This window comes from Hyalangium minutum (assembly GCF_000737315.1).
GTDB classification, from domain to species: Bacteria; Myxococcota; Myxococcia; order Myxococcales; family Myxococcaceae; genus Hyalangium; species Hyalangium minutum.
Genome location: NZ_JMCB01000003.1, coordinates 738,050 through 759,239 on the forward strand (window position 1 = coordinate 738,050; position 21,190 = coordinate 759,239).

Annotated in this window: 14 protein-coding genes; 10 read left to right on the plus strand and 4 right to left on the minus strand. The window is 68.5% G+C overall.

Translation table 11 applies throughout. The annotated features are described in order from the left end of the window. The first annotated feature begins 181 nt into the window (after nt 1-181). Nucleotides 182-646 carry a hypothetical protein gene (locus DB31_RS09575; RefSeq protein WP_044185545.1) on the plus strand — a complete coding sequence of 155 codons (465 nt, stop codon included), beginning with the start codon at nt 182-184 and terminating at the stop codon, nt 644-646. Here DB31_RS09575 and DB31_RS09580 read toward each other — a convergent pair. Continuing rightward, on the minus strand, nt 619-1,653 hold the full coding sequence (locus DB31_RS09580) for an oxidoreductase (RefSeq protein WP_044185548.1): 1,035 nt from the start codon (nt 1,651-1,653) through the stop codon (nt 619-621). The two genes, DB31_RS09575 and DB31_RS09580, sit on opposite strands and share 28 nt — an antisense overlap. A gap of 179 nt (nt 1,654-1,832) precedes the next feature. Here DB31_RS09580 and DB31_RS09585 point away from each other — a divergent pair, with 179 nt between their 5' ends. Next, the gene (locus DB31_RS09585; RefSeq protein ID WP_044185552.1) at nt 1,833-6,893 is read left to right on the plus strand and encodes a tetratricopeptide repeat protein; all 5,061 of its coding nucleotides are present in this window, start codon (nt 1,833-1,835) and stop codon (nt 6,891-6,893) included. A 20-nt stretch (nt 6,894-6,913) separates the two neighbouring features. Beyond that, nucleotides 6,914-7,588, plus strand: a complete 675-nt coding sequence (locus DB31_RS09590) for a DUF4336 domain-containing protein (RefSeq protein WP_044185555.1) — start codon at nt 6,914-6,916, stop codon at nt 7,586-7,588. A 19-nt stretch (nt 7,589-7,607) separates the two neighbouring features. Here DB31_RS09590 and DB31_RS09595 read toward each other — a convergent pair whose 3' ends face one another. Then, nucleotides 7,608-8,624 carry a zinc-binding alcohol dehydrogenase family protein gene (locus DB31_RS09595; RefSeq protein ID WP_044185558.1) on the minus strand — a complete coding sequence of 339 codons (1,017 nt, stop codon included), beginning with the start codon at nt 8,622-8,624 and terminating at the stop codon, nt 7,608-7,610. Between the two features lie 192 nt (nt 8,625-8,816). Between DB31_RS09595 and DB31_RS09600 the strand changes: the two genes are divergently transcribed. From DB31_RS09600 to DB31_RS09615, 4 genes are all read left to right on the plus strand, one after another. Next, nucleotides 8,817-11,015 carry a PAS domain-containing protein gene (locus DB31_RS09600; RefSeq protein ID WP_052419831.1) on the plus strand — a complete coding sequence of 733 codons (2,199 nt, stop codon included), beginning with the start codon at nt 8,817-8,819 and terminating at the stop codon, nt 11,013-11,015. An 82-nt stretch (nt 11,016-11,097) separates the two neighbouring features. Then, entirely contained in the window at nt 11,098-11,721 is a 624-nt protein-coding gene (locus DB31_RS09605) for a TetR/AcrR family transcriptional regulator (protein ID WP_075305922.1), read from the plus strand. Continuing rightward, nucleotides 11,718-13,337 carry a DHA2 family efflux MFS transporter permease subunit gene (locus DB31_RS09610; protein ID WP_044185560.1) on the plus strand — a complete coding sequence of 540 codons (1,620 nt, stop codon included), beginning with the start codon at nt 11,718-11,720 and terminating at the stop codon, nt 13,335-13,337. Before DB31_RS09605 ends, DB31_RS09610 begins: the two co-directional genes overlap by 4 nt. 5 nt (nt 13,338-13,342) lie before the next feature. Continuing rightward, entirely contained in the window at nt 13,343-14,605 is a 1,263-nt protein-coding gene (locus DB31_RS09615; RefSeq protein ID WP_044185563.1) for an HlyD family secretion protein, read from the plus strand. A 53-nt stretch (nt 14,606-14,658) separates the two neighbouring features. Here DB31_RS09615 and DB31_RS09620 read toward each other — a convergent pair whose 3' ends face one another. Next, nucleotides 14,659-15,063, minus strand: coding sequence for a hypothetical protein (locus tag DB31_RS09620; protein ID WP_044185566.1), 405 nt, complete (start codon nt 15,061-15,063; stop codon nt 14,659-14,661). Between the two features lie 101 nt (nt 15,064-15,164). Between DB31_RS09620 and DB31_RS09625 the strand changes: the two genes are divergently transcribed. From DB31_RS09625 to DB31_RS09635, 3 genes are all read left to right on the plus strand, one after another. Further along, entirely contained in the window at nt 15,165-15,719 is a 555-nt protein-coding gene (locus tag DB31_RS09625; RefSeq protein WP_044185568.1) for a regulatory protein RecX, read from the plus strand. Between the two features lie 72 nt (nt 15,720-15,791). Further along, the gene (locus DB31_RS09630; RefSeq protein ID WP_044185571.1) at nt 15,792-16,676 is read left to right on the plus strand and encodes an ABC transporter ATP-binding protein; all 885 of its coding nucleotides are present in this window, start codon (nt 15,792-15,794) and stop codon (nt 16,674-16,676) included. Beyond that, entirely contained in the window at nt 16,670-20,203 is a 3,534-nt protein-coding gene (locus DB31_RS09635) for an ABC transporter permease/M1 family aminopeptidase (RefSeq protein ID WP_044185574.1), read from the plus strand. The genes DB31_RS09630 and DB31_RS09635 overlap by 7 nt, the downstream gene beginning before the upstream one ends. Nucleotides 20,204-20,230: 27 nt before the next feature. On the opposite strand, the gene DB31_RS09640 is transcribed toward DB31_RS09635, so the two are convergent. Continuing rightward, a complete protein-coding gene (locus DB31_RS09640) occupies nt 20,231-21,166 on the minus strand; it encodes an alpha/beta fold hydrolase (protein ID WP_044185577.1) in 936 nt (311 codons plus the stop codon). Nucleotides 21,167-21,190 lie beyond the last annotated feature (24 nt).

Consider the following 21,190-nt stretch of genomic DNA (forward strand, 5'->3'; position numbering starts at 1 on the left):
CACAGGCACAGGCATAGACACATGGCCCTGTGCCCGTACCCGCCCGCGCGGAAGGCCAAACGCCCGGAACTCCTGGCGTGGGTCCACTCCCCACACTGGCTGCGGGCTGCCGGGCGCTCTTCCTCCGCCTGGCACGCCTCATGAAATAGCTCTCCGCGAAACCCACCACAGGAGAGAACTCATGAAGCGCACCCTCGGATTTGTTGCGGCCCTGGCGTTCCTGGCACCGACCCTTGCTCTCGCTGACGACATCAGCGGGAACTGGCGGGGCTGGAGCTGCGGCGTCAACAACTCGTACAGCTGCCCAGCGACGACGGGCTACTACGACAACCTGAGCACCCTCCACTTCGCGGCAAATCCCAAGACGGGGTCGAACACCGCCACGTGGGACTACCAGACGACCAGTGGCGACTACTGCACGAGTACGCTCACCTATGTCAGCGACTTTGGCGGCGCCGTGGCCGGCGCGTACCACTACTGGACGTTCGCGGATGTGCCCCAAACGGGCGGGTGCATCCCGGGGACTGTCGTCGTGGTGGTGAAGGCAGGGTCGACGGATCCCATGCAGGTCTTCTGGTACGCGACCAATCCCGCCTACAGCGACTCGAACACGTTCGGCTACATGACGCCGCTCACGCGGGGCTGAGACTGCCTGTCCGCAGCTTCCAATACCCGGATCACCTGCGCTGCGCTCTCCGCTGCCACGGGCACTTCTCCTCGCCCTGACATGGCGGCGGCGAGCTGGCGGTAGAAGTGCTCGTAGCTTCCGGGAATGGTTGGCACATTCCCGCCTCGGCTCAAGCGTCCGTGGCGCTCCGTGGGCTCCGCGCCCCAGCCCGCCATTCCCGGCCTTAGCCCGGCCTTGAGCTGCTCCTCCTGCGGATCCAGTCCGTACTTGGTGAAAGCGTCCGCCTCGCCGTGCAGCACGAAACGCGGCCAGGGCTCATGCACCACCGAACCCGAGCGCAGGATGACCCGCATCTCCCCGTAGCGCAGGAGCAGGTGGAACCAGTCCACCGCCTGCGCTCCCTCCCGCTGCTTCGCAACGTCCGCCGTGATTGAATCGGGCATCCCGAAGAGCTGCAGCGCCTGATCCACCAGGTGCGCCCCCAGATCCCACAGCGTTCCGCCCCCAGGCCCCGCCTCCTCTTTCCAGCGCTTCTTCACCTGCGGCCGGTAGCGATCGAAGTGGCTCTCGAAGCTGTAGAGCTTCCCCAGCTTCCCCTCCTCCACCAGCCGCTTCACCGTCAGGAAGTCCCCGTCCCAGCGCCGGTTCTGGAAGACCGTCAGGCAGAGCCCTCGCTCCTTTGCCAGCGCCCCCAGCCGCGCCGCCTCCGCCGAGTTCAGCGTGAAGGGCTTCTCCACCACCACGTGCTTGCCTGCCAGCAACGCCCGCTCCGCCAGCGACGCGTGGCTGTCGTTCGGCGTCGCCACGATGACCAGATCGATCTCCGGATCCGCCAGCAGCGCGTCCACCGAGACCACCCTCACTCCCGGCCAGTCCCGTGCCACCGCCTCCGCGCTCCGCGTGACAATGGCACTCAAGTGGAAGGCTGGCTCCACGGAGAGCAGCGGAGCATGAAAGCTCGCGCCTGCCAGGCCGTAGCCGATCAACCCCACCCGAAAGACACCCTCAGAGCGTGACAGAGCCATCCCAGCACCGTAGCGCGCTGCGCCGTCCCGCCCCAAGCCCCTGAGCCCTCGTCTGCTCCTCAGCCAACCATCCAATTCATCAAGGAAGTCGGGAACTTGAGAGGCTTGCCTGCCACGTGCTACGACCGCGACGGCCCTAGTCTCACGCCACGTCTGACCCCTGCCGGAGCCGCCTCTCCATGAGCGAGCAGAACGATCTCACGAGGACCTCGTCCTCTGCCTCCCCCCCCGTGTCCGGTGCTCCCGTGGCCCGACCCGCGACGGAGGTTCTCGCGCAGAACCTGAGCGCCATGCCTGCCGCCCTCTCTCCCGAAGACGATGCCCGCGAGCGCATTGCCGCCCTCGAGCGCGAGGCCCGCGCTCTCAGCTCCTCCGATCCCCAGGCCGCCGCCCTCCTCTTCCATGAGCTCGGCCTCCTCTGGGAGGAGACCCTCAAGAACCCGCGCAACGCCGCCGTCGCCTTCCAGAACGCCTACAAGCTGGCGCCCAAGTTCCTCGTGAACATCCGCGCCGCTCGCCGCCTCTTCGCCGACGTCGGCAACTGGCTCATGGTCATCCAGCTGCTCGACGCCGAGCTCGCCGGCACCGAGGAGCCTCGCCAGAAGGCCACCCTCCTCTTCGAGAAGGCCTCCATCCTCGAGGAGCGCCTCTCTCGCGAGGAAGAGGCCAAGGCCACCTGGAAGCTGTGCCTCGAGCTCAAGCCCAACGAGGCCACCCTCCTCACCCAGCTCGAGGCCCACTACGCCGCGCGCAATGACTCCGAGTCTCTCATCGAGGTCTACCGCCTGCTGGCCAGCGCCCTCGAGAACCCCACGCTGCGCGCCCACTACCTGACCTCCGCGGGCCTCGTGCTCGAGGAGCGCCTCAAGCAGCGCGAGACCGCAGCCACCTACTTCCGCGAGGCGTTCGCGCTCGACCGCTCGGACCTGCTCCTGCTCTCCGCCATGAAGCGCCTGGCCGAGCGCGAAGGCCGCACCGACGAGCTGCTCGCCGCTCTCGCCGCCGAGGCCCACGTGCTCGGCACCCAGGCCACGCCCGCCTACCTCCAGATCGCCAAGGTCTACGAGCGCATGGGCCGCAAGGATGACGCCCTGGCCGCGCTGCTCGCCGCCCGCCGCGTCACCCCCAACGAGCCGCTCGTCCTCTCCGAGCTCGCCGGCATCTACGAGACCCAGGGCCGCTACGAGGAGCTCTCCGACGTGCTCCTCTCCTGGGTCAGCTCCATCAACGACGAGAGCGAGCTGGTCGCCATCAACCTGCGCCTCGCCGCCCTCTACGAGGAGGACCTCAAGCGCGATCAGGACGCTGTCTCGCGCTACCAGGCCATCCTCTCGCGCATCCCCGGCCACGGCCCCGCGCTCGCGGGCCTCGGCAAGCTCTACCACCGCATGGGCAACTGGGAGGGGCTCGTCTCCGTGTTCGACGCGGAGATCGCCGCCGCCGAGGACGCCCGCTCCAAGGCCGGCCGCATGTACAAGGCCGCCGAGGTGCTCGAGGAGAAGCTCGGACGCCAGGAGGACGCGATCTCCCGGTACAACATCTGCCTCCAGCTCCAGCCCGGCTACCTGCCCGCGCAGAAGGCCCTCTCGCGCCTCTACGAGCGCCAGGGCCGCTTCTCCGAGCTCGTCTCCATGTACGAGCAGGATCTCCTCCAGACCGCCGATCGCGATCAGCTCATCAGCACGCTGAACAAGATGGCCGTCATCTACGAGGACCGGCTTACCGATCTCGAGCACGCCATCGAGTGCATGAAGCGCATCCTCGATCTGGCCTCGGATCACCTGGCCACCATCCGCAACCTGTCCCGCCTCTACGAGCGCGCCGGGCGCTACCGCGAGCTGATCGAGACCCAGGAGCTGGAGGGCTCGTTCGCGGGTGACACCAAGCAGGTGCTCTCGCTCTACCACCGCAACGCGGAGATCCTCGACGAGAACCTCAAGGATCGCCCCGGCGCCATCACCATGTACGAGCGCGTGCTCGCCCTGGCCCCCTCGTACCTGCCCGCGCTCAAGGCGCTGGGCCGCCTGTACGCGCAGGAGGGCCGCTGGCACGAGCTCATCAAGATGTACCGCGCCGAGGCGGAGATCTCCCCCTCCACCGAGCAGGCCGCGACGCTCCAGTTCAAGATCGGCGAGCTGTACGAGCACCGCCTCAAGGCCCAGAACGAGGCCGTCCCCGCCTATGAGGAGGCGCTGACGCTGGCGCCCAGCTACTTCCCCGCGCTGCGCGCGCTGGCCCGCATCTACCGGGCCAATGGCCACTGGGAGAAGCTCATCGAGGTGCTGCGCGCCGAGGCCGCCAACCGCATCGATCCGGTGGAGCGCGCCAACGCCCTCTTCCAGGCCGCCGCCATCTGGGAGGATCAGCTCCAACGGCCCGAGCTGGCCATCGAGGGCTACCAGGAGGTCCTCAAGGTGACGCCGGGCCACGCCCCCAGCCTGCGGGCCCTGGAGCGCCTCTACACCACCCAGGACAACAGCAAGGAGCTGGTGGCCATCCTGGACCGCGAGACCCAGGTGGGCCAGACGCCCGGCGCCAAGGTGTCCGCCTACCTGAAGCTGGCGCGCCTGTACCTGGATCGCTTCCAGGAGCCCGCCCGCGCCGCCCAGTGCTGCGAGGCCGTGATCCAGCTGGATGCGGGCAACTTCACCGCGCTGAAGATGCTCGAGCGCATCCGCGCCGCCGACAAGCCGCGCCGCGCCGAGCTGCGCTACCGCCTCTCCGAGCGCGTGCCGGAGGCGCGCCTGCGCACCGCCCTGCGCCTGTCCGCTGCCGCCGATCAGGACAAGGGCTCCAGCGAGGCCTCACTGGACGAGTACAAGCTCGCGTTCCAGGAGAACCCCTCGGACGTGCGCGTGGCCTTCGCCCTGGAGCGTGCGCTGCGGCAGGCCGGTGACTCCGCGGGCCTGGCGTGGCTCTACAGCCGCCGCCTGGAGGTGGTGACCGAGCCCATCGAGCGCGTGGGGCTCATGCTCCGCAGCGCCGATCTGGCCGAGCACAAGCTGGGCGATCTGGAGCGCGCGGGCCAGCTCTACCGCGCCGCCCTGGAGGCCCAGCCGCAGTGCCTGCCCGCCCTCATGGGCAGCCGCCGCGTGCAGCTCAAGCAGGGCAACGCCGCCGCCGCCCGCGCCACCCTGGAGGCCGAGGCCCGCGCCAGCCGCGATCCGCGCAGCGCCGTGGAGGCCTTCATCGCCGCCGCGAAGCTCGCCTCCGCCCGCCTGAACGATCTGGACGGCGCCGCCGCCCTGTACCGCTTGGCCCTGGAGAAGGAGCCGCTCAACCCCACCGCCACCGCGGGCCTGGAGGATCTGCTCGCCCAGCGCGGCGGCACCTCCGATCTCGCCGCCCTGCACGAGCGGCGCGGTGAGGCGAAGCTCGCCCAGCGCGACTTCAACGCCGCCGCCGCCGCCTTCGTCAGCGGCGCCAAGCTGAACCTCGCGGCGCTCAGCGATCGCTCCAGGGCCATGGCCCTGGTGGAGCGCGCGCTCGCAGCGCAGCCCGCGCACCCGGACGCCCTGGAGCTCAAGGGCCGCCTGCTGCTGGAGGCGCAGAAGTACCCCGAGGCCGCCGCGGCCATGGCCCAGCGTGTCCAGCTCGGTGGCGATCCGCGCCTGCTGGCGCAGCTCCACCTCACCCTGGGCGGCCTGTACCAGACGCACCTCAACGAGCCGAGCCGCGCCTCTGCCCACCTGCAGACGGCCCTGGCCGCCATGCCGAAGAACGAGGAGGCCCTGGAGCGCCTGGCCACGCTGCACTCGCAGGCCCGCAACTGGTCCGGCGCCGTGGACTGCCTCAAGCGCCTGCTGGAGCTGGACCTGCCCACCGTGGATCGCGCCCGCCACATGGTGGATCTGGCCCGCATCCACGACGAGGGCCTGGGCGACACCGCTGGCGCTTCCGCGCTCTACCGCAAGGCGCTGGAGCTGAGCCCTGGGGACTCCGAGCTGGTGGACCGGCTCGTCACCCTCTACGAGCGCGCCCACAACCTGCCCGAGCTGGCGCAGATGATGGAGACGCAGGTGGGCACCCTGGCCGCCGTCGACCAGAAGCGCGCCCAGGCCGTGCGCCTGCGGCTGGCCGAGCTGTACGCCCGCTCGCTGGATCAGCCCGCGCGCGCCATCTCCGTCTACCGCTCCGCGCTGGATAACGAGCCCACGAACATCCCGGCCCGCGCCGCGCTGGCGGACCTTTATATGCGGGACAGCTCGGCCACGGCGATGGCCATTGAAGAGCACCGCCAGCTGCTCAAGCTGGAGCCCACGCGGGTGGAGAGCCTCCACGCCCTCTTCAAGCTGTGGGAGGGCCTGAAGCAGAACGACAAGGCTTTCTGCGCGGCGGCGGCGCTGATGTTCCTGCGCTCGGCCAACGAGGTGGAGGTCGTCTTCTACAACGAGGCCAAGGCGCGGCTGCCCCAGGAGGGCACCGAGCGGCTCGCGCAGACGGAGCTCGACGGCATGCTGATGCACCCGTCCTCGCGCGGCCCGCTGCTCGAGGTGCTCCGGGCCATGGGTGATCAGTTCAGCAAGCTGCACCCGCCCCAGTTCGAGATGCTCGGCGTGGACAAGAAGGCCGACAAGCTCAAGCCGGACTCGGCGGTGTTCAAGGCCATTCGCACCGTGGCGAACGTGTTCGGTGTGGAGGAGTTCGAGGTCTACATGGCCCGCCGTGGGCTCATGACGCTGGAGACCACCGAGCCCCTCTCCGTGTGCGTGGGTTCGGACGTGGTGCGCAAGTTCAATGCCCGCGAGCAGAAGTTCCTCATCGGCCGCGCGGTGCTGGGCCTGCTGAACAAGACGGCGGTGCTGTCCAAGCTGTCCCAGGGCGAGACGGCCGATTTGTTCGGCAACTCCATCCGCATCCACGCGTCGCAGTTCGCCGCGCTGGGCCGCAAGAACGACGATCAGGTCAAGCAGCTGCGCAAGGCCTTCTCGCGCAAGGCGCTCAAGGCGCTGGAGGCGCCGGCCTTCTCGCTCGGGGAGGTGCAGAAGGTGGACCTCAAGCAGATGACCGAGGGCCTGGGCCTGTCGGCGGATCGCGCCGGCATGCTGATGTGCGGAGACATCGCCGTGGGCCTCGGGCTGGTGCTGCGCGAGGATCCGTCCATGTCGGCCACCAAGGTGGACACCATGGATCCGGTGCTCCAGGCGCTCAAGCAGCGCGAGGATCTCCGGGATCTGCTCGCCTTCTCGCTGTCGGATGACTTCTTCCGGCTGCGGCAGCGGCTGGGCGTCGCGGTGTAGCCAACGCCCGGAGGGGGCACATGCTGCGCAAGTTGGACGAGAACCTGTGGGTCGCGGAGCAGCCCCTGCGTTTCCTGGGGCTGTCCGTCGGGGCCCGTATGACGGTCATCCGGCTGTCGGACGGCGGCCTTTGGGTGCACTCCCCGCTCCGGCTCCTACCGGAGCGAAAGGAGGCCGTGGAGGCGCTCGGCCCCGTGCGCTTCCTCGTCGCGCCCAACAAGTTCCACCACCTGTTCATCGGCGAGTGGATGGCTGCCTACCCCCAGGCCCTCGCGTATGCCGCACCGGGCTTGCCGGAGAAGCGCAAGGACCTCCGCTTCCACGCCGTGCTCTCCGAGCAGGCGCCCGCGGAGTGGGCCGGGCAGCTCGAGGCGCTGCCCTGGCGCGGCGCTCCCCTGCTCAGTGAGACCGCCTTCTTCCACCGCCCGAGCCGCACGCTGGTGCTCACCGACACGGTGCACAACATCGGCCCGAATGCCACGGCACTGACCCGCTTCTTCTTTCGTGCGTTCGGAGGCTACGGCCGGATGGCCCCCTCGCTGCCCGAGCGCTTGGCCATCAGGGACCGTGCCGCCGTCCGTGGCAACGTGGACGCCATCCTCCAGTGGGACTTCCAGCGCGTCATCATGGCCCATGGCCACATTGTCGAGCGAGACGGGGCCCAGGCCCTCCGCCAGGCCTACGCCTGGCTCTGAGGCTCCCGGGCCCTGAAGCTCAGCGCCAGCCTTCGAGCACGAGCTTGCCCACCATCTTCGCGGACTCGAGCTTGCCGTGCGCCGCACGCATGTTCGCCGCGGAGATGGGCGTCAGCGTCTCCGTCACCGTCGTCTTCAGCTTGCCGGCGTCGAGCCACTCGGAGACCTGCTTGAGGATCCGGTGCTGCTCCTGCATGTCCTCGGTCTGGAAGATGGCCCGGGTGAACATCAGCTCCCACGCGAACCGGACGCTCTTGCGCATCAGCGCCCCCAGCTTCACCGGCTCATCCGTCTCCACGATCGAGACGATGCCGCCGAAGGGCTTGATGACCTCCACCATGGTGTCCCAATAGGCCGACGTGTTGACGGTGTTGAAGAGGTAATCCACCTCCGCAATCCCCAGCGCCTTCAACTGCTGGGGGATGCTCTGGTGGTGGTTGATCACCTGATCCGCGCCCATCTTCCGGCACCACTCCTGGGACTCGGGCCGGGACGCCGTGGCGATCACCTTCAGCCCTGCCAGCTTGCCCAGCTGGATCGCGATGGAGCCCACGCCGCCAGCCCCGTTGATCACCAGCAGCGTCCGCCCCGCGTGCTTCCCCCCCACGTCGATGGAGAGCCGATCGAACAAGCCCTCGTACGCGGTGAGCGCCGTCAGCGGGATCGCGGCCGACTGGGCGAAGTCGAGCGAGCGCGGCTTCGGCCCTACAATCCGCTCGTCGACGAGCTGGAGCTCGCTGTTGGAGCCAGGCCGGGTGATGCTCCCCGCGTAGAAGACCGCGTCGCCCTTCTTGAAGAGCGTGCAGTCAGGCCCGGTGGCCTCCACCACACCCGCCGCGTCCCACCCAATGACACGCGGTGTGTCTTCCGTCTTGTCCTTCGGGGACCGAACCTTCACGTCCACCGGGTTCACCGAGACCGCGTGAACGCGGACCAGCAGATCCCGGCCCAGAGGCTTGGGATCAGGCAGCTCGACGTCAAGCAGCGCCTCGGGGTTCGAGCTGGGCAGATAGCGCTTCAGGGCAACGGCCTTCATACGTTTGCTCCTCTATGACCACCCGCGGCGTGGCTGCGGGACGGGGGAAACTCAAAGTCCCCCCAGGGATGCTTCAACCCCCAGAAGGGTTCGAGCGATGGTGGCCTTTCGACTCAGTGCGTCAGTTTTCGGGTCATTTTCGTGGATTCCCCATTTACAGCTATGTAGAGGGGACACCTTTCGAGGACCTCCATGCCGCGGCCGCTGATTCAGGAGCGCAGGCTCCCGCCCCAGGCTCCATCCCCCGAGGAAGAGGAGCGCTTGAAGGCGCTGTACCGCCTCCGGCTGCTCGATCGAGAGCCCAACCCCGAGTACGACGCCATCGTCCAGCTCGCCGCGGACTTCTGCGAAGTCCCCCTCGCGCTGCTCAGCCTGGTGGACCGGGATCGGCTGTGGTTCAAGGCCAAGGTGGGCTTCCCCGGGATCATCCAGACGGTGCGCAAGGGCTCCTTCTGCGCGACGGCGATCCAGCAGGAGGGGCTCCTGGTCATCGAGGATGCTCTCGAGGATCCGCGCTTCCGCAACAACCCGCGCGTCCAAAGCGAGCCCTACCTCCGGTTCTATGCCGGCACGGCGCTGAGGTCCACGGAGGGCTACGCGGTCGGAGTGCTCTGCGTGATGGATCATATCCCCCGCCACCTGGGGATGCTCCAGCTGCGCGCCCTGGAGCAGCTGGGCCGGCAATTGGAGACGCACTTCCGCCTGCGCCTGCAGCTGCGCGAGGCCCAGGAGCGCAACGCAGAGCTGGAGCAAGCCCGCACGCGCCTGCACGGGCTCAACGAGAACCTCCAGGTGGAGATCCAGGAGCGCCACCGCGTGGAGCGGGATCTGCGCGCCCAGGGAGAGCTGCTCCACAACATCCTCACCCATATCCCCCACTCAGTGTTCTGGAAGGACCGCGACGGCGTCTTCCTGGGGTGCAATGACGCCTTCGCGCGCCAGATGGGCCGGGAGTCGCCCCAAGAGCTCGTGGGCACCAAGGACTCCGACTTCAGCTTCCCCTCCGAGCAGGTCCAGGCCTTCCGGCGGGCGGATCTGGAGGTGCTCAACACCGGACGGCCCCTGCTCGCGTTCGAGGAACCCTTCCGCCTCCAGGAGGGGCAGGATCGCTGGCTGCTGACGAGCAAGGTGCCGCTGCGGGATCCAGAAGGCAACCCGTGGGCCGTGCTGGGCATCTTCGCGGACATCACCGAGCAGCGCCGCCAGGGGGAGCAGCTCCACGAAGCGCTCCGGCAGGTGGAGCTGTATGCCTCGCGCCTGGAGTTGCTCGTGCATGAGGCGCGTGCGCGCACCCGCCGGCTCATGGAGGCCTCGCTGGATGCCGTCTTCGTCCTGGACCATGTGGGCTGCGTGCTCGAGGCCAACCCCGTGGCCCGCACACTGCTCGGGCGCGAGAACTCACAGCTGGTCGGCCTCCCCTTCGAGTCGCTCGCTCTGGAGCCGGAGCGGCTCTCCCTGCGGCGCTCCTTGGGTGATCTGCTGACCCGGGGGACGATGCGCTTGGAGGATCAAGGCCTGCGCTCCGCCACGGGCAGCCGGATAGCGGTCCAGCTGATGGGCTCGATCCAGGACGTGGGAGACAACCGGCGCCTCCTCATCATCGCGCACGATCTCACCGAGCGGCGGCGCCTGGAGCAGCAGAGCATCCAGAACGACCGGCTGGCCGCCATGGGAGTGCTGGCGGCAGGCATCGCCCACGAGATCAACAATCCCACCGCCTACGTGCTCTCCAACCTGGACTTCCTGCGCGGCTGGTGGGACGACCTGGAGCAGCATCTGGAGTCGCAGCCCGCGCTCCCCCCCCCGCTCCAAGAGGGGCTCGCCGAGGGCCGCCAGCTGCTGGCCGACTGCATCGACGGGTGCTCGCGCATCAACGACATCGTCCGGGGCATGCGCCACCTGTCCCACCAGGGCCATTCCGAGGAGCTCTCCGTCCTGGACGTCCATGCGACCCTGGACTCGGTGCTGCACATCTCCCAGGGCGAGCTGAAGCACACCGCGCGGCTGCAGAAGGACTACGCCCCGGAGCTGCCGCTGATCCTCGGCAACGAGGGACGCCTGGGACAGGTGTTCCTCAACCTCATCGTCAACGCCGTGCACGCCATGCAGCCCGGCACTCCGCGCGAGAACACCCTGCGCGTGTGCACCCAGGCGGAAGGTTCCAAGGTCCGCATCGACATCAGCGACACCGGCCACGGAATCCCTCACGAGGCCCTGCCGCACATCTTCGATCCCTTCTTCACCACCAAGCCGGCAGGCGTGGGCACGGGGCTCGGCCTCTCCATCAGCCATGCCATCGTCCAGAAGATGGGCGGAGAGATGCAGGTGAGGAGCCAGGTGGGACAGGGGACTACGTTCTCGCTGCTGCTGCCCGCACACAAAGAGCCCTGAGGCGGCCAGCGACTCGTTCCTGAACGCTCTCCACAAGCAGGCCCTTGCAAGCGGGCCTGGAAGTCGCTAGTTCATTCACAGAATGAATCCGCGTTCAAAATCTAAATCCCCCCTCAAGGAACGAATCCGAGAGGCAGTCCACGGGGAGATCCTCTCCGCCGCCGAGCGCGTCTTCGGCGCCAGTGGGCTCGGTGCGGCGAAGATGGAGGAGATCGCGACGGCGGCGGGGGTCTCGGTCGGGACGCTCTACAACCACTTCGCGGATCGCGAGGCCTTGCTGACAGCGCTGCTGGACACGCGGCGTGCCGAGCTCCTGGACATGCTGGATGACGTCGTGGAGCAGATGAAGTCCGAGCCGTTCCCAGCTCAGCTGGGGCGGTTCATCGGCACGACCGTGGAGCACCTAGGCCAGCACCGGCCCCTCTTCGCCATGCTGATCGAGGAGGAGCTGCACAGTGGCCGGGGCCGCCTGCGAGGCAAGCCCGCGCTCCGGGAGCTGACGGCGCGCTGCCAGCGGCTCGTGGAGCAAGGGCTCAAACAGGGCGCGCTCCGGAAGCAGGATGCGGCGGTTTACCCCGCCCTCCTCATGGGCTTCATCCGAGGCGTCTTCGCCCAGGCCATGCATGAAGACACGCTGCGGCTGTCGCCGGAGCTCGTCCAAGCGATGGTGCGCACCTTCCTGGAAGGCGCGGGGGCCCGCGCATGAGTACCGCTACCGCCACCGCCACGCCCGCGGACCTGGTTGCTCCTCGGCCCGCCGTCAACAAGTGGCTCGTCACGCTCTCCATCTCGTTCGGCACGCTCATGGGAGCGATCGACGCGTCGATCGTCAACGTGGCCTTGCCGCACATCCGCGGCGCCGTGGGCGCCACCGTCCAGGAGATCACCTGGATCAGCACCGCCTACGCCATCGCGGTCGTGCTGGTGATGCCGCTCACGGGCTTCCTGGGCCGACTGTTCGGACAGAAGAACGTCTACCTCTTTTGCCTCGTCCTCTTCCTCATCGGCTCGCTGCTCTGTGGCGTCGCCACCTCCCTGCCCGCGCTGGTCTTCTTCCGCGTGCTTCAGGGACTGGGCGCCGGAGCGCTGCAGCCCACCGAGCAGGCCATCCTCCGGCAGACGTTCCCGCCCAAGGAGCAGGGCATGGCCATGGCTCTGTTCGGCATGGCCGTCATGCTGGGGCCCGCCATTGGCCCCACGCTCGGCGGCTACATCGTCGATCACTGGCACTGGTCGTGGATCTTCTTCATCAACCTGCCGATCGGCCTGGTGGGCCTGTTCATGGTGGTCAGCTTCGTCCACGAGGATCCGGAGATCCGCTCCGCCAACCTGAAGATGGCGGCGGCCCAGCGCCGGAACGTGGACTGGTGGGGCATCGGCCTGCTCAGCGTGTCCATGTCCTCGCTCGTCTACTTCCTCGAGGAGGGCTCCGCGCACGACTGGTTCGAGTCCAAGCTCATCATCGCCTGCTGCCTGGTCGCGGTCTTCTCGCTCGCGGCGTTCATCATCCGCGAGCTGACGGCTCCGGCTCCGGCGGTGAACTTGGCGCTGTTCAAGGACCGGGCGTTCCTGTCCGGCACTGTGATTGGTGGGCTCATGTTCGCCATGCTGATGGCCAACATGTTCCTGCTGCCCATCTTCATGCAGGAGCTGCTCGGGTTCACCGCGACGCAGTCGGGACTCGCGCTCATGCCGCGCGTGCTGGTGATGATGGTGGCCGTGCCCATCGTGGGACGCATCCACAACCGGCTCTCTCCCCGCATCCTCATCGCCGCGGGAGTCCTGCTGGTGTCCTACGGCTCGTGGCTCATGAGCCACCTGTCGCTCCAGTCGGGCGCGGGGCACGTGGTCGGTGCGCTGGCGTTCCAGGGCATGGGGTTCGCTTGTCTCTTCGTGCCGCTGACCACGGTGGCGCTGTCGAGCATCCCCAAGCACTTGATGCCCGACGCAACCGGCCTCAACTCCCTGGTGCGGCAGCTCGGCGGAGCCATCGGGCTGGCCATCTTTGGCAGCCTCATTGGCCATAACGCGACCATCGCCCGCGCTTCACTCTACGCGCACGTGACCGAGACCAACCCCATCGCTCAGGAGCGGCTGCTCATGGTGCAGCAGGGGCTCATGGCCAAGGGCTTCGACGCGGCCAGCGCCCAGCAAGGGGCGCTCGCCAACCTCTACGGAGCAGCCTACCGCCAGTCCATGGTCCTCTCGTTCGACAAGCTCTTCCTGCTGGCCGGCATCCTCTTCCTGATGGTCCTGCCACTGCTCGTCTTCCTCAAATACAAGCGCGGCGGCCCCGCCGCGGAAATCCACATCGAGGCCTGATCTCCATGTCTTCCGACTCCACTGTCTCTCAGCCCTTGCCAGCCCCTACTCCCCTGCCCAAGGCTCCCTCTGCTTCCGGCGAAGCCGCCCAGAAGGCCGCGAAGGGCCGGCGGGCCTTCCTCGTGCTCGGCGGCGTCGCCGCGCTCGTGCTGGTGTCCATCGGCGGCTACGCGCTGCTCACCCACGGGCAGGAAACCACCGATGACGCGCAGATCGAGGCGGACGTCGTCCCCATCTCCTCGCGCGTCGCGGGCGCCGTGCTCACGGTGCACGTGAAGGACAACCAGACCGTGAAGGCCGGCGACGTCCTGGTCGAGCTGGACCCGGTGGATCTCCAGGCCAGGCTCGCGCAGGCCCAGGCAGAACTGGCCACGGCCAAGGCGCAGGCGGACGCGGCGCGCGCCCAGGAGCAGGTGGCCGCCTCGAGCGCCAAGGGTGGCCTCCACAGCGCGAAGGCCGTGCTGTCGGGTTCTTCGGTGGCGGTGTCCAGCGCGGACGCGCAGGTGGCGGCGGCTCAGGCGGCGCTCGATCGCTCCCAGGCTGAAGCGCACCGCACGGAGCTGGATCTGACGCGCTTCCGGCAGCTGCGTGAGGCCGGTGCCATCTCCCAGCAGCAGCTGGACAACGCGCAGGCCGCGTACGACTCGGCCCAGGCGGCGCTTCTGCAGGCGCGCGCGAACCTGACGGCCGCGCAGGAGTCCAAGCGCGCGGCGATCTCCAAGGTGGCCGAGGCCGAAGGCCGGGTGGCCCAGACGGAGAACGTGGATGCGCAGGTGGCGGCGGCGCACGCGTCCACCGAGCTGGCCGAGGCGCGGGTGAGGGCGGCCGAGGCCGCCGTGGCGCTGGCGGAGAACCAGGTCCGCTACACGCACATCGTGGCTCCCGCGGACGGCATCGTGTCGAAGCTCGGCGTCCACACAGGCCAGCTCGTCAACCTGGGAACCCCGGTCGCGGAGCTGGTGCCCGCGCAGACGTACGTGGTGGCCAACTTCAAGGAGACGCAGATCGGCGGGATGCACCCGGGCGATCACGTGAAGGTGGCGATCGACGCGTTCCCCGGCCACGATCTCGAGGGCTCGGTGGAGAGCCTCTCGGCAGGCACGGGCGCGCGCTTCTCGCTGCTGCCTCCGGACAACGCCTCCGGCAACTTCGTGAAGGTGGTGCAGCGCGTGCCGGTGCGGATCGCCTGGAAGAGCCCGCCGGACGTCCCGCTGCGCGCCGGGCTGTCCGCCGAGGTCACTGTCTACGTGGGAAAGAACGGCCAGTAGGCTCAGGCCTTCCGGCAGTCGAGGAAGATGGCGGGCAGGTTCGGAGCCCCGCCTCAGTCTTCGCCGTGATCCTTTCGAGGGCGGATGAGGAACGCGTCCGCGAAGCCGCGCGCCCGCTCCTGCGGCTTGGAGAAGATGAACGTGATGACGCTCACGCGCCGCTCGGAGTAGCACGTGGCCAGCTCCGCGATGGAGCGCACGTCCTCCGAGCTGGCCGGGCTGTAGCGATAGGCCACGGGCGTGCCTCGATCTCCCACGAGCAGCCGGCTCGAGGCGAGGTCCTCCAGCCGTGCCGAGGCGGAGGCTTCTGTGATGCGGAGTTCCAGCGCCACCTCGGATGCTGTCCACTGCCGCTCCGTCCGCGCGCGAAGCAGGAGGAGGACCTCCAGCTTCTCGATGGAGTCGACGTGGGTCATCAGGAAGCGCTGGACCCGCTGGGGTAGAGCGGCGCCAGTCACATGCCCACCTATGCGCGATATGCTTTGAGCGTCAACTAATTTGGACGAAGGGTTATTCACGCAACATCGCGTCAGCGGGGGCTGTTACAGACAGGCCTCCCATGGACGACTCGAAGGAAGGAACGCGCGGCAGGCCCCCGGGGACTCCCAAGAAGCCCCGCAAGGTGTCTCCCCGCTACCTGGAGAACGCCGCGCTGCACTACCTGAAGCGGTACGCGGCCACGGTCTCGCAGCTCAAGCGCGTGCTCCTGCGCAAGGTGGACCGCTCGCTCCGGTTCCATGGGGGCGACCGGACCGAGGCACTCCAGTGGGTCGACGCGCTCACGGACAAGCTCATCCGTAACGGGCTCATGAATGATCAGGCCTATGCCGGACAGAAGGCCCAGTCACTCCGGGCCTCGGGCCGCAGCGCCCGGGTGATTGCCCAGAAGCTGCGGATGAAGGGGGTGGCTCCGGAGATCGTCAGCGAGAAGCTCGCGGAGGCCACAGCCGAGGTGTCCGAGGACGCGGCCGCGCGCATCTGGGCGCGCAAGAAGCGGCTGGGGCCTTTCCGCCGCGATGCCCAGAGCCGGCAGGAGAACCGGCAGCGGGACCTCGCCGCACTGGCCCGGGCGGGCTTCTCGTTCGCTACGGCGAAGAAGATCATCGACGGCTAGGCGCGGGGCCCTGCAATCGCCTGGTAGGCCCGTCGTACCTCGGGTCTCCAGGCACCCTGCCCCGAGCCTCCTGTGCTGACCCTCTCGGATCTCTCGAAGACGTACCCCAACGGCGTCCAGGCCCTGAAGGGCATCACCCTCTCCGTGGACAACGGGTTGTTCGGGCTGCTCGGGCCGAATGGCGCCGGGAAGTCCACGCTGATGCGCACCCTGGCCACCCTCCAGGAGCCCGACAGCGGACGGATTGTGCTCGATGGCCAGGATGTCCTCGCGGACCCGCAGGCCCACCGGCTCCGGCTGGGGTATCTGCCTCAGGAGTTCGGCGTCTACCCGGGCGTCTCGGCAGCCGCGCTGCTCGACCACCTGGCCCTGCTCAAGGGCGTGGCCCACCGCCGCCAGCGCGCCGAGCAGGTCGACGCGCTCCTCCACCGCACCAACCTGTACGAGCACCGCAGGAAAGCCGTGGACACCTTCTCGGGAGGAATGCGGCGCCGGTTTGGTATCGCGCAGGCGCTGCTGGGGGACCCGCGCCTCATCATCGTCGACGAGCCCACGGCCGGGCTCGATCCGGAGGAGCGGCATCGCTTCCATGACTTGCTCAGCGAGATCGGCGAGCGGGTGATCGTGGTGCTCTCCACGCACATCGTGGAGGACGTCCGCGAGCTGTGCCCCCGCATGGCCATCCTGTCCGAGGGGCGCGTGCTGCTGGAAGGCGAGCCCGACCGGCTGGTGGAGGCGCTGTCCGGCCGCGTGTGGCGCAAGACGGTGGACCGAGAGACCGTGGCCACCTACCGCGCATCGCTGCCCGTGCTGTCCACGCAGCGCCATGCTGGGCGCACGCGCATCCAGGTCCTGGCCGACAGCGTCCCTGAACCCGGCTTCGAGCCCGTGCCCCCGGACCTCGAGGACGTCTACTTCTCCGCGCTGGCGGGTGGGAGCGCGGCCCGGCCATGCTGATCGGGATCGCCGCCTTCGAGTGGCGCTACGTCACACGCCGGCTCCCCTTCGCGGCCACGAGCGCCGTCTTCGCGCTGATGGGAGGCATGCTGGCCTCCACCGGGTTCGGGGCCCGGGACATCCACGTGAACTCCCCGTACGCCGTCAGCTACTCGATCGCGTTCCTCACGCTCCTCTCGGTGTTCGCCCTCACGATACTGGTCGCGCCCTCGCTGCTGCGCGACTCCGAGTCCCAGATGAGCGAGCTCATCTACGCCACGGCGGTCACCAAGACTCGGTACCTCGTGGGCCGGTTCGCGGGCTCGTTCCTGGCGGCCTGCTGCGCGTTCGCCTTGGGTCTCGTGGGCCTGATGGTGGGCAGTCTCCGGCACGAGGCGGAACGGCTCGCTCCGTTTGAGCCCGGCTCTTATCTGTGGGCGTTCGGGGTGCTCGCGCTGCCCAGCATGGTGTTCGTGGCCGCGCTGCTGTTCACCCTCGCCGCGCTCACGCGCAGCTCGCTCGCGACCTATGTCGGGGGCGTGGCCGTCTATGTCCTGTACTTCGTGGCGGCCGTGCTCACGAACTCGCCCTTGATGGCGAGCTCGGGCCCCAGCTCGGCCCGGGAGATGGCCGTCGCGGCGCTCGTGGATCCGTTTGGGCTCTCGGCGTTCTTCGAGCAGACACACCATTGGACGGCCGCCGAGCGCGACGTGCGCTCCCTGGCCCTCACCGGGTATTTCCTCCTCAATCGGCTGCTCTGGCTCTCGGCCTCGGCGTTGCTGGGGGTGCTCGCGTATCGGCTCTTCGCGTTCCGGGTGCCGGTCTCCGGACGCCGCGAGAAGCCCCTCGCCCCGACCACCTCCGAGCGCGGTCCCCTATACCGCCCGGTGCAGGTCCAAGCAGCCTCCGTCTGGCCTGTCATCCGTTCCGCAACGCAGCTGGAGTTCCGGACGCTGCTGCGCAGCTGGCCGTTCCTCGCGGTCCTCTTGTTGTGGATCGGGGTCGCGGGCCTCCAGGTCTTCGAGAACCTGCGCCGCGCCGAGTTCGGCACCGCGCTCCTTCCCGCGACGGGCTTGATCCTCCGCAACCTCGACCGGCCACTGATGATGTTCGGCCTCCTGGTCATCGTCTACTTCAGCGGCGAGCTGGTGTGGCGCGAACGCACGGTGCGGGTCGCGGAGATCATCGACGCCACCCCTGCTTCCAGCGCTGTCTTCCTGGTCTCCAAGACCCTGGCGCTGGTGCTCCTAGTGAGCGTGCTCATCGGGGCGGCCATCGCCGTCGGAGTGACGATCCAGCTCGCGAGCGGGTACCGCCCCATTGAGCTCGCCCTCCATGCGTCGTTGTTCTGCTTCGATGGACTTCCCCTGGCGCTCTTCGCCGTGCTTGCCCTGTTCCTGCAGACGCTCGCGCCCCATCGCTACGTCGGCATGGTGGTGGCGCTGCTCGCGGCGGTCCTGCTGACGCTGGGTGCACCGGGTGCACCGGAGCACCCGCTGCTCCGTTACGCAGCCGCAGGCCCTATCGCCTACTCCGAGATGAACGGCTTCGGGCCCACCGCGACCGGCTTCGCGCGGCTGATGGCGTACTGGACGGCCCTCGCGGGGCTCCTGGCGATGGTGACCCATGGCTTGTGGCGGAGAGGCTCCGAGGCACGGCTGCTTCCCCGTCTCCGTGCCTTGCCGCGCCGATGGAGTGTGGGTGCCCGCTGGGCCGCGGCCGCCTGTGCTGGGGCCTTCGTGCTCATGGGCGCCGTGCTCCTCCATCAGCTCCACGTCGTGAACACCTACGAGAGCACCGAGGACCACACCGCCTGGTCCGTGGAGTATGAGCGCGCCTACAAGGCGATCCAGTTGCTGCCGCAGCCCGAGTTCACCCACCTCGTGGCCGATCTCGACCTCTATCCCAGCGAGCACCGCTACCGGGTCCATGGCCGCTACCGGATGGAGAACCGGACGTCCCAGCCCATTCCTTCGATCTGGACGACCGTTCCTCGGGGTGTCCATGTGCTCGCGCTGGCCATCGATGGGCACGCTCCCGCGATGACCGATGCCCGCTTCGGCCTCCAGCGATTCGATTTTCCGCTCGCGCCGGGTGCGAGCGCGGATCTGACCTTTGATCTGGCGGTCGAGCGCCAGGGCGTGACCCAGGACGTGGCCCACGACATCGTGGAGAACGGCTCGTTCATCGCTGGCCCGGACCTGCTCCCCTTGCTGGGCTACCGGGCGGGCTACGAACTGAGAGATGAGTCCGAGCGGCGCCGCCAGGGCCTTCCCGCGAAGACAGAGCCGCCCCCGCGAGAGCCTTCGCGCGTCACGTTCGAGCTCACCGTGTCCACGCCCGCGGACCAGCTCGTGGCCGCTCCGGGCCTCGTGCGTGAGACCTGGGAGAAAGAGGGGCGCCGCCTGACACGGTTCGCGGTGGATCGGCCGGTGGTGCCCTTCCTGGCCGTTGCCGCCGCTCGCTACGCGGTGGCAAACACTCGGCAGGGAGCCGTCGACATCGAGGTGCTCTACCACCCCTCGCACGGCACCAACGTCGGCCGCATTCTGGAGGCTGCGGCCCAGTCGCTCGCGTACTTCACTGCTCAGTTCGGCCCCTACCCCTACCCTCAGCTGCGCATCGCGGAGGTCCCCTCCTATGACAAGCGCTTCGGAGCGTTGGCGCTCCCGGGAGTCGTGTTCTTCACGGAGGATCGCGGGTTCCTGACCGATCTCCGGGACGAAGGGCGCATCGACATCGTCACCAAGCGCACCGCGCACGAGGTCGCCCATCAGTGGTGGGGGCACCAGGTGATTCCGCCGGATGGCCCCGGAGCCAGCGCCGTGGTCGAGACGCTCGCGCGCTACTCCGAGCTGATGATCCTCAAGGAGCGCTATGGGGCTGCGGCGCTCGGGCCTGTGCTGCGCGTGGAGCTGAGCCGTTACCTCTCAGGCCGCACCGGCGAGGCAGAGGTGCCGCTCGATCACGTCGACGATCAGCCCTACCTGTTCTACGCGAAGGGCGCGCTGGTCATGGCCGCGCTCCACGATCTGATTGGAGAGGCTCCGATCAATGGGGCCTTGCGTGCCTTGGTGGCGCAGGCGGCGGCCGGTGGCCCTGCCCCCACGGTGCGGGATCTCATCGGCCACCTCCGTCGCGCCACTCCCGCCGAGCACCACGCCCTGCTCGACGAGTGGTGGAGCCAGACCGTGCTTTACGATCTGAGCGTCACGTCCGCGACGGCCACGCGCCTGCCGGATGGCCGCTACCAGGTGGATGCTCGAATCGATGCAGCCCGGACGCAGGTCCGGGACGGCCAGGAAACAGCGCTGGCGATGGATGGCACAGTCGAGGTCGCGCTCTACGCCGAGTCCTCGGGAGGACCGGCCGCCGGAGCGCCTCCGCTGTCCGTGGTCCGGCAGGTCATCCGAGGCCCCACGGACCTGTCACTCATCGTGGACCAACGGCCGGAGTTCGTGGCCATCGATCCACAGCTGCGCCGCATCGACCGCAAGCCGGACAACAACGTGCGGAAGATCGAGGAGTCTCCTGGGAGCTCTCCGTAGAGGCGCCTCGCTTGCCCGACCCGGGGCTTACTTGCCCGCGCGAGCCTCTTCGAACGGGATGCGGGCCGGCAGGTACGACGACGTGAGCCCGTGCGACTCGCCCATGTTGCTGCCCGCGCTGAAGTGCTTCACCACGGCGTCCTTGCCCGGCTTATCCAGCGCGCCAGCGCCCAGGCCGAACAGGCCGGGCACCAGATCCTTGTCGTTCACGTAGTGCACGTACTTGGGGCCGTCCGGGTATGACCAGGCGGCCGCGCCGAACGTCTCCACGTTCACCTTGCCCAGCATCTTCTCCGTGTCCGCCTGGGACAGCCCATCCTCGGCGCGCAGCCGGCGGGCCACATCGCCCAGCGCGCGGCTGGTGATCAGGCCACCCTGGCTGTGCCCCATCACGTGCACGCTCCGGCCCGCCTTCAGCTCCGAGTAGATGGTGTCCGCCAGCGTGTCCACCGCGGGGTTGGTGCCCTTGTCCAGCTTGTCGTTGATGCACTGGAGCACGTCGGCCGCCTGGCCCTCGGTGGCGTTGTGCACGCCGATCAGCTTGGCGCCCGTGGCGTCCGCGATCGACTGCAGGCTCCCGGCCTGCTTGTCCTTGGTGTCGCCGATCCCGTTCACATAGAGGATCGTCTCGGACGGGTTCGGGTTGTTCTTCGGCGTCACGCCGGGGATCTGGCTCAGCGGCGTGCCGGGGTTGAACGTCTGGCCCCCGGCCCCCATCAGCTTCCCGTCAAAGGGCTTGTCCGCCTTGTCCCCGCCGAACAGGCCGCCCAGCAGGTTGGCCTTCTGGGCCACCTGGTCCTCGAACCCGTCCACGAACTGGCCGACCTTCTGCTCGCCCTTGGCGACGCCTTGCTGCACCGCGTTGGCGGCAGTGCCCACCGCGTGTCCGGCCTTCTCGACGGTGTTCTTCACGTCGCTCTGGACGCGCTGGATGAGGTTCAGTCCGCTCTTGAGGATGTTCATGGGGGGGCCAGAGATGGGAAAAAG